This is a genomic window from Roseomonas sp. TS2 (assembly GCF_058833935.1).
The window spans coordinates 1-13,053 of record NZ_JCACVY010000015.1 but is presented as its reverse complement, the minus strand read 5'-3'; the positions used below and the strand labels follow the sequence as shown (position 1 = coordinate 13,053).

Annotated in this window: 8 protein-coding genes, 1 tRNA gene and 2 pseudogenes; 3 read left to right on the top strand and 8 right to left on the bottom strand. The window is 70.7% G+C overall.

Going from position 1 to position 13,053, the window contains the following annotated elements; all coding sequences use genetic code 11:
• Positions 1 to 144: 144 nt before the first annotated feature.
• From clpX to ACZJYS_RS05015, 5 genes and pseudogenes are all read right to left on the bottom strand, one after another.
• Complete coding sequence (gene clpX / locus ACZJYS_RS05035; protein WP_109515040.1) at positions 145 to 1,401, bottom strand: ATP-dependent Clp protease ATP-binding subunit ClpX; 1,257 nt, start codon at positions 1,399 to 1,401, stop codon at positions 145 to 147.
• Positions 1,402 to 1,558: 157 nt separating this feature from the next.
• Positions 1,559 to 2,200: an ATP-dependent Clp endopeptidase proteolytic subunit ClpP gene (gene clpP / locus ACZJYS_RS05030; RefSeq protein ID WP_109515039.1), complete on the bottom strand. Its 642-nt coding sequence runs from the start codon at positions 2,198 to 2,200 to the stop codon at positions 1,559 to 1,561.
• Between the two features lie 215 nt (positions 2,201 to 2,415).
• A pseudogene (gene tig, locus ACZJYS_RS05025) lies at positions 2,416 to 3,204 on the bottom strand (trigger factor); the annotation flags it as partial.
• 627 nt (positions 3,205 to 3,831) lie between these two features.
• Positions 3,832 to 4,197 (bottom strand): annotated as a pseudogene (locus tag ACZJYS_RS05020) (trigger factor); the annotation flags it as partial.
• 44 nt (positions 4,198 to 4,241) lie between these two features.
• Positions 4,242 to 4,326 (bottom strand) — tRNA-Leu (locus ACZJYS_RS05015).
• Between the two features lie 150 nt (positions 4,327 to 4,476).
• On the opposite strand from ACZJYS_RS05015, the gene ACZJYS_RS05010 reads away from it, so the two are divergent.
• A complete protein-coding gene (locus ACZJYS_RS05010) occupies positions 4,477 to 5,679 on the top strand; it encodes a pyridoxal phosphate-dependent aminotransferase (RefSeq protein ID WP_493176249.1) in 1,203 nt (400 codons plus the stop codon).
• A 48-nt stretch (positions 5,680 to 5,727) separates the two neighbouring features.
• On the opposite strand, the gene ACZJYS_RS05005 is transcribed toward ACZJYS_RS05010, so the two are convergent.
• On the bottom strand, positions 5,728 to 8,121 hold the full coding sequence (locus tag ACZJYS_RS05005) for a 1-deoxy-D-xylulose-5-phosphate synthase N-terminal domain-containing protein (protein ID WP_493176248.1): 2,394 nt from the start codon (positions 8,119 to 8,121) through the stop codon (positions 5,728 to 5,730).
• 168 nt (positions 8,122 to 8,289) lie between these two features.
• On the opposite strand from ACZJYS_RS05005, the gene ACZJYS_RS05000 reads away from it, so the two are divergent.
• Complete coding sequence (locus ACZJYS_RS05000; RefSeq protein WP_493176246.1) at positions 8,290 to 9,072, top strand: EAL domain-containing protein; 783 nt, start codon at positions 8,290 to 8,292, stop codon at positions 9,070 to 9,072.
• A gap of 63 nt (positions 9,073 to 9,135) precedes the next feature.
• On the opposite strand, the gene ACZJYS_RS04995 is transcribed toward ACZJYS_RS05000, so the two are convergent.
• Both ACZJYS_RS04995 and ACZJYS_RS04990 read right to left on the bottom strand, forming a co-directional pair.
• Positions 9,136 to 10,533: a malonyl-CoA decarboxylase gene (locus ACZJYS_RS04995; RefSeq protein ID WP_493176244.1), complete on the bottom strand. Its 1,398-nt coding sequence runs from the start codon at positions 10,531 to 10,533 to the stop codon at positions 9,136 to 9,138.
• Positions 10,534 to 10,642: 109 nt separating this feature from the next.
• The gene (locus tag ACZJYS_RS04990) at positions 10,643 to 12,088 is read right to left on the bottom strand and encodes an NAD(P)H-hydrate dehydratase (RefSeq protein WP_493176243.1); all 1,446 of its coding nucleotides are present in this window, start codon (positions 12,086 to 12,088) and stop codon (positions 10,643 to 10,645) included.
• Positions 12,089 to 12,298: 210 nt separating this feature from the next.
• Here ACZJYS_RS04990 and ACZJYS_RS04985 point away from each other — a divergent pair.
• On the top strand, positions 12,299 to 13,053 hold a 755-nt coding region (locus tag ACZJYS_RS04985), incomplete at its 3' end, for an ABC transporter ATP-binding protein (protein ID WP_493176241.1).

Here is a 13,053-nt window from a genome sequence, read left to right as displayed (position 1 = left end):
AGGGGACCTCACTCAGGACAGTCGGCGCAGGCCCGCCCGCTTCTCGGCACGGCCCCGCGCCACGGGGTTCTCCCAGGAGATGGGACCGGCCGGTGCGCTGGGCAAGCCATGCAGGCCAGCCCCGCGTTCCAGGCCGGGCCGACCTCATGCGGAAGACTGCTCCGCCGCCCGTTCACCATAGATGAACAGCGGGGCGGCGCGGCCTTCGGCCACCTCCTTGTTCACCACCACTTCCTCGACATCTTCCAAACCGGGAAGGTCGAACATGGTGCCCAAAAGAATGCCTTCCATGATGGAACGCAGCCCGCGGGCGCCCGTCTTGCGCTGGATGGCGCGGGTGGCGACCGAGCGCAGCGCGTCCTCGGTGAAGGTCAGCTTGGTGGCCTCCATCTCGAACAGGCGCTGGTACTGCTTGACCAGGGCATTCTTCGGCTTGGTCAGGATCTCGATCAGCGCCTTCTCGTCCAGGTCGTCGAGCGTGGCGATGACCGGCAGGCGGCCGATGAATTCCGGGATCAGGCCGAACTTCAGCAGGTCCTCGGGCTCCACCTCGCGCAGGATCTGGCCGGTGCGGCGCTCATCCGGCCCCTTGACCTCGGCGCCATAGCCGATGCCCGAGCCCTTGCCGCGGCCGGCGATGATCTTCTCGAGGCCGGCGAAGGCGCCGCCGACGATGAAGAGGATGTTCGAGGTGTCGACCTGCAGGAATTCCTGCTGCGGGTGCTTGCGCCCGCCCTGCGGCGGCACGGAGGCCACGGTGCCTTCCATAATCTTGAGCAGCGCCTGCTGGACGCCCTCGCCCGACACGTCGCGCGTGATCGAGGGGTTGTCCGACTTGCGGCTGATCTTGTCGACCTCGTCGATATAGACGATGCCGCGCTGGGCCCGCTCCACATTGTAGTCGGCCGACTGGAGCAGCTTGAGGATGATGTTCTCGACATCCTCGCCGACATAGCCGGCCTCGGTCAGCGTGGTGGCGTCGGCCATGGTGAAGGGCACATCGAGGATGCGCGCCAGGGTCTGGGCCAGCAGCGTCTTACCGGAGCCGGTGGGGCCGACCAGCATGATGTTGGACTTGGCGATCTCGACTTCGCCGGTCTTCGCGCCGTGGGCCAGGCGCTTGTAATGATTGTGCACCGCAACCGAGAGCACGCGCTTGGCGTGTTCCTGCCCGATCACGTAATCATCCAGCACCTTGCAGATCTCGCGCGGGGTCGGCACCCCGTCACGGGACTTCACCAGATGCGTCTTGTGCTCCTCACGGATGATGTCCATGCAGAGTTCGACGCACTCGTCGCAGATGAAGACCGTCGGGCCGGCGATGAGTTTGCGTACCTCGTGCTGCGACTTGCCGCAGAACGAGCAATACAGGGTGTTCTTTGAGTCGCCGGACTTGCTCATGCGCGCTCCTGGACCCCCCGGCGTTGGGCCGGGCGATCTTGCGGGACTGTAGCCCCCCTGTCATCCAGGGGGAAGTTGGAACAGGGGCGGGCGGCCCGCGCCGCTCCCACCCCCGCCCTGCGGGTCTGCCCCGGGACTGTGCGGCCCCGGTGCCATGTCACCCCTTCGGCGCTTCCGCCGGGGTCGTGGGCCGCTCCTCGACCACCTGGTCGATCAGCCCGAACTCCTTCGCTTCCTCGGCCGACATGTAGCTGTCGCGCTCGAGCTTGCGCTCGATCTCCTCGATCGGCTGGCCGGTGTGCTTCACGTAGATCTGGTTCAGCCGCTTGCGCAGCGCCAGGATCTCACGCGCCTGGATCTCGATGTCCGTGGCCTGCCCCTGCGCCCCGCCCGAGGGCTGGTGCACCATGATGCGGCTGTTGGGGAGGGCGAATCGCTTGCCCTTCTCGCCGGCCGTCAGCAGCAGGCTGCCCATCGAGGCGGCCATGCCGAGGCAGACGGTGCTGACCGGGCTGCGGATGTACTGCATGGTGTCGTACATCGCGAGGCCGGCCGAGACCACGCCGCCCGGGCTGTTGATGTAGAACGCGATATCCTTGTTCGGATTCTCGCTCTCCAGGAACAGCAGCTGGGCGCAGATCAGCGACGACATCTGGTCGTAGACCGGACCCGTCAGGAAGATGATCCGCTCCTTCAGCAGGCGCGAATAGATGTCGAAGGCCCGTTCGCCCCGGGCGGTCTGCTCGATGACCATCGGGACGAGGTTGTTGTACAGTTCGACCGGATCGCGGTCCCGCATTTTGCATCCTCTCGCGGCAGCGGGTGCCCCGGAACCCTCCCGCGGGCCCCTGCCCGCGGCGCCCCGGCACCGGCCCGCCACCGTCACCCTAAAGCTTCACAGGTTAACATGGGGCAGCCGGAGCCGGCGCGAAAGAGGGCCGGCGCACATGGCAGCGGGCCGGGAGCGGCAAATCCACCCCCGGCCCGCGGTCTCACCTGGCCCTGAGGCGGTGCTCAGCCGGCCGGATCGGCCGAGAGTTCGCCCGCCGGCACTTCCTTCTCGGTGACCTGGGCCAGCTCGAGCATGAAGTCGACGACCTTCTCCTCGAAGATCGGGGCGCGCAGATTCTCGATCGCCTGCGGGTTCTTCTGGAAGAACTCCAGCACCTGCCGCTCCTGGCCCGGGTAGCGCTGGGCCTCGGTGCGCATGGCGCGCGAGAGCTCCTCGTTCGTCACCTGGATGTTGTTGCTGCGGCCGATCTCGGACAGCAGCAGGCCCAGGCGGATGCGGCGCTCGGCGATGGCCTTGTAGTCGGCCTTCAGCGTCTCCTCATCCTTGCCCTTGTCCTCCTCGTCCAGCTGCCCGGCCTTCAGGTCGGCCTCGACCCGCTGCCAGATCTGGGCGAACTCGGCCTCCACCATCGAGGGCGGCACCTCGAAGCTGGCCTGGGCCGAGAGGGCGTCGAGCAGCTTGCGCTTCACGTTGAGGCGGGAGAGCTGGTCGTACTCGCCCTGCAGCGTCTCGGTGATGCGCTGCTTCAGCTCGTCCAGGCTGGCCAGGCCGAGCTTCTTGGCGAACTCGTCGTCCAGCGCGGCATCGACCGGCTTCTGCAGCTTCTTGGCGGTCAGCTCGAAGCGGGCCGGCTTGCCGGCCAGCTCGGCGGCGCCGTACTCGGCCGGGAAGGTCACGTCCACATGGCGGGTCTCACCCACCTGGATGCCCTCCAGACCCTCGGCGAAGCCGGGGATGAAGCCGCTGCCGCCGATCTCCACCGGCATGTCCGTGCCCGTGCCGCCGGGGAAGGGCTCGGAAAGCCCGGCCGCATCGCCACCTTGGCGCAGGCTCGCCTGGGTCACGGTCAGGATGGTGTCGTCCTGCTTGCCACCCAGCTCGATGCGCACGCTGACGCGCAACTGGCCCTTGGCATCCGCCGGCACGGTCCAGCTCGCGGTCACGGGCGACTCGGCCGGGCCAGGATTGGCGATCTGCGTCTCGCCGGACTGCAGGACGGTGCCGCCGTCCTGCAGCTCGAAGAACACGACCGACTTGGCGCTCTCCGGCAGGGCGGCGTCAGCCTTCCAGCGGAAGGACAGCGTCAAGGAAGCGCCGCCTTCGGCAGGCAGTCCGGCAGCAAAGGCAATACGCGCCGCCTTGGCCTCCGAAAGCTTGACCTGGGCGCCACCTTCCGCCGGCTCCAGGCTCCCGCTGCCTTCCGCGTGGGTCAGCTTCCAGCTCTGCACCGGCTCGCCCGAAAGCAGCTCCTTCCCCTCGACCAGCCGCCCGACAAAATCCGTCACCACCACGTCGCCCTGGGCGGCGGGGCGGGACTCGGCCACATCCTCCATGGCGCGGTTGCGGGAGGCGATGCCTTCCAGCGCCTTGGTGACGTCCTCGTCGCCCACCTTGGCCACCGGCTTCTCCAGGCTGATCGCCGAGAAATCGGGCAGCGGGATCTCGGGCAGCTGCTCCAGCTCGATCTTGAACTCGAGGTCGGCACCCTCCGAGAAATTCACCAGCTCGATCTTGGGCTGCATGGCCGGGCGCAGGCCGCGCTCGTCGATCACCGTCTTGGTGACCGACTGCACCTGCTCCTCCAGCACCTCGCCCATGATGGCGGAGCCGTAGCGCTGCTTCACCACGCCCATCGGGATCTTGCCGGGGCGGAAGCCCGGCATGCGGATCTCCTTGGCCAGCGAGACCAGACGCTGATCGCGCGCCGCGGCGATATCAGCCGCCGGAACCACCACGGTAAAGGCCCGCTTCAGCCCCTCGGCTGCCAGCTCGGTCACCTGCATCGCCACACCATGCTCCTGAAATTCAGTCCTGCGCCGGTCGCCGGTGGTGCGGGCGGAGGGATTTGAACCCCCACGGCTTGCGCCACTGGAACCTAAATCCAGCGTGTCTGCCAGTTCCACCACGCCCGCGAACGCAGTCCCGGCGTCTCCATAAGGGGGCGCGTTTAGCGCAGTGGCATCGTCTTTGAAAGGGTCCCCGCCGTCATCGGCGCCCATTCCATCCCGCTTGCGCGGCTGCGCGGCGCCCGGCACACAGTCTGGACGATGCCCGAGGTCCGCATGAGCACCGCCACCACAGCCTCCTCCCCCGCCCTCCACGCGCCGCTGGACGACCTGCCGGAGCGCATCCGCGCCCTGTCCACCAACCAGATCGCCGAGATCGCCGATCTGGGGCGGGACGACCCGGAGGTGATCAAGCTCTGGATCGGCGAGGGCGACCTGCCCACCCCGCCCTTCATCGTCGAGGCCGCCGCCGCCGCCATGCGGGAGGGCCAGACCCGCTACACCTACGCCCTCGGCCTGCCCCGGCTGCGCCAGGCGCTCTCCGACTATCATCGCCGCCACTGGGGGGTGGAGGTGCCGGCCAGCCGCTTCACCCTCACCGCCGGCGGCATGAACGCCATCATGCAGGGCCTGCAGGCCGTGCTCAGCCCGGGCGACGAGGTGATCTTCCCCGCCCCCCACTGGCCGAACCTGGCCGAGACGGTGCGCGTGCTGGGGGGCAGCCCGGTGCCGGTGGCGCTGCGGCAGACCGAGGCGGGCGGCTTCCACCTGGCGCTGGAGGACATCGCCGCCGCCATCACGCCCCGCACCCGCGTCATCGCCATCAATTCCCCCTCCAACCCGACCGGCTGGGTGATGCCGCGGGCCGAGATGGAGGCGGTGCGCGACCTCGCCCGGAAGCACGGCCTCTGGATCCTGTCGGACGAGGTGTACAACCACTTCACCTACGGCAACGCCATCGCCCCCTCCTTCCTCGAGATCTGCGACAGCACGGACAGGCTGCTGGTCAGCAACACCTTCTCGAAGAACTGGGCGATGACCGGCTGGCGCGCCGGCTGGCTGATCTTCCCCGAGGGCATGGCCGCGGTGTTCGACAATCTCGGCCAGTACAACACCACCAGCATCCCCACCTTCATCCAGTACGCATGCATCGCCGCGCTGGAGCAGGGCGACGACTTCATCCGCACCATGGTGGGGCGCTGCCAGGAGAGCCGCCGCATCATCTGCGAGGGGCTGGCCGCCATCCCCGGCATCCGCGCCGAGGCGCCGGAAGGCAGCTTCTACGTGATGTTCTCGGTGGAGGGGGAGACGGACGCCAAGGCCCTCGCCGTCCGCATCCTGCGCGAAGCCAAGGTGGGGCTGGCGCCGGGCACCGCCTTCGGGCCCTCCGGGCAGGGCAAGCTCCGGCTGTGCTTCGCCATCGACACGGCGCTGGCACGCGAGACGGTGCGGCGGCTGAGCGAGTTCTTCAGGAAGTAAAAAGGGCCGGGGGAAGGAATTCCCCCGGAAGCCCCCTTCTTTTCTCTGTCAGCTTTCCAGAAGCGCCTGGGCGCAGGCGTCCAGGATGGCGTCGGTGTCCAGGCCGTATTCCCGGTAGAGGTCGGGGATGTCGCCGGACTGGCCGAAGCGGTCCACGCCCAGCGGCACCACGCGCTGGCCGCGCACCGCGCCCATCCAGGCATGCGCCGCCGGGTGGCCATCCAGCACCGAGACGATGGCGGCACCCGGCGCCAGCGGCGCCAGCAGCCGCTCCACCGCCGAGGGCGCGGCACCCGGTCCCTGCCGCGCCGCGCGGCGCGAGGCCAGCCAGCCGGCATGCAGCCGGTCCGGGCTGGTGATGGCGAGCAGCCCCGCCCCCGGCTCCTCCTCCCGCAGCGCCTCGAAGGCCGCCATGGCCTCCGGCGCCACCGGGCCCTGGTAGGCGATGGCGATGCGCGCGCCGGGCTCCGGCGCCACCGCCCAATAGCCGCCGGCGATCACCGCCGCCGGGTCCAGCACCCGCTCGGGCTGCACGATACTGCGGGTGGAAAGCCGCAGCCACACCGCCGAGCCGTCCGGCTGCTGCATGTGGTGGAAGGCGTGGCGCAGCAGGATGGCCAGCTCGTCCGTGTGCGCCGGCTCGTAGCTCGCCAGCCGGTCCTGGGCGATGCCGAGCAGCGGCGTGTTGCTGCTCTGGTGCTGCCCGCCCTCCGGCGCCAGCGTCAGGCCGGAGGGGGTGGAGACCAGCAGGAAGCGCGCATCCTGGTAGCAGGCGTAGATCAGCGCATCGAGGCCGCGGTTGACGAAGGGGTCGTACACCGTGCCCACAGGCAGCAGCCGGGCGCCGTGCATCCGGTCCGCCAGCCCCAGCGCGCCCAGCACCAGGAACAGGTTCTGCTCGGCAATGCCCAGCTCCACATGCTGCCCCTTGGGCGACATGCCCCAGCGCTGCGCGGAAGCCAGCTTGGCATCGCGGAACACGTCGTTCTTCAGGTGCCGGTCGAAGATGCCGCGCCGGTTCACCCAGGGGCCGAGGCTGGTGGAGACCGTCACGTCCGGGCTGGTGGTGACGATGCGGCTGGCCATCGCCTGGGTCTCGCGCCCGCCGCGGCCGATCTCGGCCAGCATCTCGCCGAAGCCCGCCTGGGTGGAGAGCATCCGGTTGGGCGGCAGGCGCGGCGGGCTGAGCGTGGCCGGCACCGGCACCTCGGGCGCCGAGAGGCAGCGCCCCTCCGGCGTCAGCTTCTGCGCGAAGGGCAGGCCGGCCAGGAAATCGGCCAGCTCGTCCTCCGGGATGTCGAGCCCTTCGAAGCGGTCCCACTCATGGCCGGGGCGGATGCCCATCTCGGCGCGGAACACCTCCATCTGCTCGCGGGTCATCAGCCCGGCATGGTTGTCCTTGTGCCCGGCGAAGGGCAGGCCCATGCCCTTCACCGTGTAGGCGATGAAGCAGGTGGGCTGGTCCCCCGCCGCCTCCTGGGCGCGGAAGGCCTCCGTCAGCGTCTCGATGTCGTGGCCGCCGAGGTTGGTCATCAGCGCGCCGAGTTCCTCGTCGGTCAGCGGGTCGATGATGGCGCGGATGCCGTCGATGCGGCCAAGCTCGGCCAGCAGGGCGGCCCGCCAGGCGGCGCCGCCCTGGAAGGTGAGCGCCGAGTAGAGGCTGTTCGGGCAGTCGTCGATCCAGCGGCGCAGGTGCTCGCCATCCTCGCGGGCGAAGGCGGCCTCCAGCTTGCGGCCGTATTTCAGGGTGACAACGTTCCACCCCATGTCGCGGAACAGCCCCTCGATGCGGCCGAACAGCCGGTCCGGCACCACGGAATCGAGGCTCTGGCGGTTGTAGTCGATCACCCACCAGACATCGCGGATGTCGTGCTTCCAGCCCTCCAGCAGGGCCTCGTAGATGTTGCCTTCATCGAGTTCCGCATCGCCCACGATGGCGACGTGCCGCCCCTGGGGCATGCCCTCCCGCGCCAGCCCGTGCAGGTGCACATAGTCCTGCACCAGCGCGGCAAAGGAGGTGAGCGCCACGCCGAGGCCCACGGAGCCGGTGGAGAAATCCACCTCCGCCCCGTCCTTCACCCGGCTCGGATAGGGCTGGATGCCGCCGAACTGCCGCAGCGTGGCGAGCTTCTCACGCTCCTGCCGGCCCAGCAGGTAGTTCACCGCGTGGAACACCGGCCCGGCATGCGGCTTCACCGCCACCCGGTCCTGCGGCCGCAGGATGTCGAAGTAGAGCGCCGTCATGATCGCGGCGACCGAGGCGGAGGAGGCCTGGTGCCCGCCCACCTTCAGCCCGTCCCGGTTGGGGCGGATGTGGTTGGCGTTGTGGATGGTCCAGGCCGAAAGCCAGAGGAGCTTCTTCTCCAGCGCGCGCAGGAGGCGGAGGCGCCGGGCGGGGTCTTCCGCGGCGCGCAGCGCGCGCCGGTCTGGCGTGGCGTTCATGGGCTCCCCTTTCCGGGTGATCTGGTCCTGGACCTGAGCAGCCTAGGAGGCTTTGGGCCCGCCACCAAGTCACCGCATGTTCACCACTTGACCTTATCAACCGGGACGAGGCGGCCGTCGGATTGGTGCAAGGTCGCAGGCTTGCCGTCTGCACAAAGGTCCTTCCCCATGCCGCACGATTCTCTGCCCTCCGCGCGCGGCTGCCTTGGATGCCGCTCGGAGGCCCTGGCAAGCCTGCCGCCGATCGCTATGGCCTTCCAGCCCATCGTCGCCCTGATTCCCGGCGGCACCGCCATCTTTGCCTATGAGGCGCTGGTGCGCGGGGCGCAGGGGGAGCCGGCCAGCCACGTCCTCGCCCAGGTGGGGCCGGACAACCGCTATGCCTTCGACCAGCGCTGCCGCGTGCAGGCGATCGAGCAGGCGGCGGCGCTGGGGCTGGGCGGGACGGAGGCCTCGCTCTCCATCAACTTCATGCCCAACGCCGTGTACGAACCCCAGGCCTGCATCCGTGCCAGCCTGGAGGCGGCCCGCCGCGTCAGCGTGCCGCGCGAGCGCCTGATCTTCGAGTTCACCGAGGGGGAGGCGATGGCGGACCCCGCGCACCTGCTGAACATCCTCTCCACCTACCGCGCCACCGGCTTCCGCACCGCCATCGACGATTTCGGCAGTGGCTGGTCGGGCCTCAACCTGCTGGCCATGTTCCAGCCCGATATCGTCAAGCTCGACATGGGGCTGCTGCGTGGGGCGGATACGGACGCCGCACGGCGCATCATCCTGCGCCATACCGTCGCGATGTGCCGGGACCTGTCCATCCAGGTGGTGGCGGAGGGCGTGGAGACGGAGGGCGAGCTCCAGGTGCTGCGGGAACTCGGGGTCACGCTGTTCCAGGGCTATCTGTTCGCGCGGCCCGGCTTCAACGCCCTTCCCGTCCCGTCTCCCCTGCCGAGGTGAGGTCCCCACCCTGGGACCAGGGCCGGCTAGTCGTCCCCGGACTGTGGTTCAGGGGCTACGGGTTCAGGGCCCGCTGCGGGCCAGCTTGCGCAGCGCGGTGGCGGCGGCGCGGCTGCCCTCGCCGACATAGTCCTCGTGGTAATCCTCGATCTTGGCCGGGTCGTAGAGATAGTTGACCATGAAGCCGAGACTCTCGCGCATCCCCTTCTCCGAGATGTCGCCGCGCCAGCAGATCCGCTCCACCCGGGCGCCATTCGAGAGGTGGAAATGCCCCACCGGGTCGCGCGCACGGCGGCCGCCGCGGCCGGTCTCCAGCACCAGGTAGCGGGCGCAGAGCCGCGTCAGCACCGGCTCGGTCTTCGGCCCCCACCCTTCGGTCAGCGGCCGGCGGCCGCCCAGCAGCGCACGCAGCGCGGCATTGCCGTCAGCCAGGCCGGAGAGCTCGACGAGCTGCTTGTTCTCCTCCTCCGTCAGCAGCTTCGGGTGCGGCTCGATGAGCTGCTCCTCCAGCCAGCGGCGGAAGCCGGGAATGGGGGAGAGGGTGGAGAAGGTCTTGAGGTTCGAGAACTCCTCCGACAGCAGCGAGACCACCCGCTTGATCAGGAAATTGCCGAAGGAGATGCCGTCCAGCCCGCGCTGGCAATTGTTGATGGAGTAGAAGATGGCCGTGTCCGCGGCGCGGGGGTCCTGCACCGGGGCGCGCTCGTCCAGCAGCGTCTGCACCGAGCCGGACAGCCCCTTCACCAGCGCCACCTCGACGAAGATCAGCGGCTCCTCCGGCATGCGGGGGTGGAAGAAGGCGTAGCAGCGGCGGTCGGAATCCAGCCGGTTCTTGAGGTCCCGCCAGGTGCGGATGCGGTGCACCGCCTCGTAGCCGACCAGCTTCTCCAGCAGCGCCGCCGGCGAATTCCAGTCGATCCGCCGCAGGTCGAGGAAGCCGAGGTCGAACCAGCTTCCCAGCAGGCTGCGCAGGTCGGCGTCCAGCGCCCGCAGCATCGGGTCGGCCCCCATCAGCCGCACCAGGTCGGCGCGCAGATCCACTAGGAACTTCATGCCGTTGGGGATGGAGGTGAACTGCGTCAGCAGCCGCAGGCGCGGCGGCTCCAGCACCCGGCGCAGCTTCGCCTTGGCGCTGGCGCGGGCGGCGGCGTCCGGCGCCGCGCTCACCTCGCGCATCGCCCCCTCCACCGCTGCCGGGTCGGAGTCGAAGCCGGCCAGCGCCCTGAAGAAGGCCACCCGTCCCGTCTCGTCCAGCCCCAGATAGGCCTGCGCCAGGTCGGCGGCGCGTGCCCGGGCGGAGACCTCGCCACCGCGCGCCTCCAGGCAGGCGCGCATCCGCGCCTCCCAGGACAGCCCCTCGGCCGGAGTGGAGACAGAGGAGGCCATGTCCCGCCACAGCAGCGAGACCTTCTTCAGCGCCCGATCGAAGAAGCCGACTTCGGCGACGGCGACATCCGACATTGATCCCTCCTCCATTCAGCCCGGGCCGGGAGACCCTCGACGGCAGTGTGGACCACGCGATCCTGAAATCTGATGAAACATGTGGTGAGCAATCTGCCGCAGCCCAGGGTCAAAAGGAAAGGCGTGCGGCGATACTCGAGCCGATCTCCGGCAGCAGCGCCTCCGCCACCAGCGGCGCCTGCGGCGGCGCGCCGCCCAGGGCACGGAACGCCGCCTCGCCATGCAGCCACACGGCGGCGCAGGCCGCCTCGAACGGCGCCATGCCCTGCGCCAGCAACCCGGCCACCAGCCCGGCCAGCACATCGCCGCTGCCGGCGGTGGCCAGGGCGGGCGGCGCATGGTCGTTGATCGCTGCACGGCCATCCGGCGCGGCGATGATGCTGTCGGCACCTTTCAGGACCGTTACCGCGCCGGTCCGCGCGGCGGCGGCGCGGGCGGCGGCCAGCCGGTCGGCGCCGGGCGGGCCGAAGACGCGGGTGAATTCCCCGGCATGGGGCGTCAGCACCGCCGCGCCATGCAGCGCCTCGGGGTTGCCGGCGGCAGCCGTCAGCGCGCCGCCATCGGCCACCACGGCGCGCCCGGCCCGCACCACCTGGCGCAGCACCGCCAGCGCCTCCGGCCCCGCCGGCAGGCCGGGGCCGAGCAGCCAGGCATTGCGCCGGGTATCCTCCAGCAGCGCCGCGGGGGGCGCCTCGGTCACCAGCAGCCCCGGCTCGCCGGCGCGGAACAGGGCGGCGGTGGCGGCATCCGGCGCCGCCACCGTCACCAGACCGGCCCCGGCCCGCCGCGCGGACCCGGCCGCCAGCCGGGCGGCCCCCGGCATCTCCGCCCCGGCCAGGAGCGTGACATGGCCCAGGCTGAACTTGTGGCTCCCGGCATCACGGCGCGGCAGTGCCCACAGCCCCGGACCGTTGCGGAAGGCGCGCGGCCCGATGCCGGGCAGCACGCTCTCCGGCAGGCCGATCTGCGCCAGCTCGACCGTGCCGCAAAGCGCCCGCCCCGGCAGCAGCAGGTGCCCCGGCTTGCGGCGGAAGAAGGTGACGGTAAGCACCGCCTGCGGCGCGAAGCCGCCCAGCGGCTGGCCGGTGGCGCCATCCAGCCCCGACGGGACATCCACCGCCACCAGCGGCGCCGTGGCGCCGCGCAGCAGCGAGGCCAGATCCGGCGCCAGCGGCCGCGCGAGGCCGGCGCCGAACAGCGCGTCGATCACCAGCCCGGCCCGGCCGATCTCGGTGGCATCCAGCGGCACCACCGGGCCGCGCCATTCGGCGGCCACCGTGGCGGCGTCGGTGCCCGGGCGCGGGGCCGCGAGGGGCGCCACGGCCACCGGCCAGCCCGCCTGCTCCAGCAGGCGCGCCGCCACATAGCCGTCGCCGCCATTGTTGCCGGGGCCGGCCAGCACCAGCACGCGGCAGGGGCGGAAGCGCCGGCGCACCACGCGCGCCACCGCGCCGCCCGCCGCGCGCATCAGCGCGAGGCCGGCATGGCCGGCGGCGGCGGCCGCGCGGTCGGCCTCCGCCATCTCGGAGGGGGTGAGGAGGGCGTCGATCATCATGCCAGGCCAGGCTAGCGCGCTCGGGATGTGGCGGGAACGCGCCCTGCCCGGCGGCGTTGCGCCCGGCCGGGCCGGATTGCCCGGCGGGCGGGCAGAACCGTGCCGCCGCCCGCGCTTTCCGGCCCCACCCCCTGGCGCGGCGCTTGCTTCGCCTGGGCTGGGCTGGCAGTTGGCCCCCGGTCAACGGGACCGGCAGGGTGGAGGTGCGGCATGGCGGCGGTGGAGCGACCTTTCGTCGAGATCGATCAGGTCTCGATGCGCTATGGCGGGGCCGAGGGCACGCTGGCGCTGCGCGATGCCACGCTCTCCGTGGCGCGGGGCGAGTTCGTCGCCGTGGTGGGCCCCTCGGGCTGCGGCAAGTCCACGCTGATGAAGCTGGTGAGCGGGCTGTGGCCCTCCAGCGCCGGCAGCGTCATCGTCGGCGGGCAGGAGGTGGACCGGCCGCTGCCCATGGTGGGCATGGCCTTCCAGAACCCCACCCTGCTGCCCTGGCGCACCATCCTGGCCAATGTGATGCTGCCGCTGGAGGTGGTGGAGCCGCACCGCCGCCGCCTGCGCGCCGAGCGGGCCGCCTATGAGGCGAAGGCGCGGCAGCTTCTCGCCATGGTCGGCCTCGCCGGCTTCGAGGGGAAGTACCCCTACCAGCTCTCGGGCGGCATGCAGCAGCGCGCCAGCCTCTGCCGCGCCCTGATCCACGACCCGCAGCTGCTGATGCTGGACGAGCCCTTCGGCGCGCTCGACATCTTCACCCGCGAGGATCTCTGGGCGCAGCTGCAGGAGGTCTGCCTGACGCTGAAGCCCACCGTCATCCTGGTGACGCACGACCTGAAGGAGGCCGTGTACCTGGCCGACCGGGTGCTGGTGATGTCCTCCCGCCCCGGCCGCATCCTGGCCGAGCGGCGCGTCCCCTTCCCCCGCCCGCGCCGGCTGGACGACACCTACACCGCCGAGTTCCAGGCCCTGGT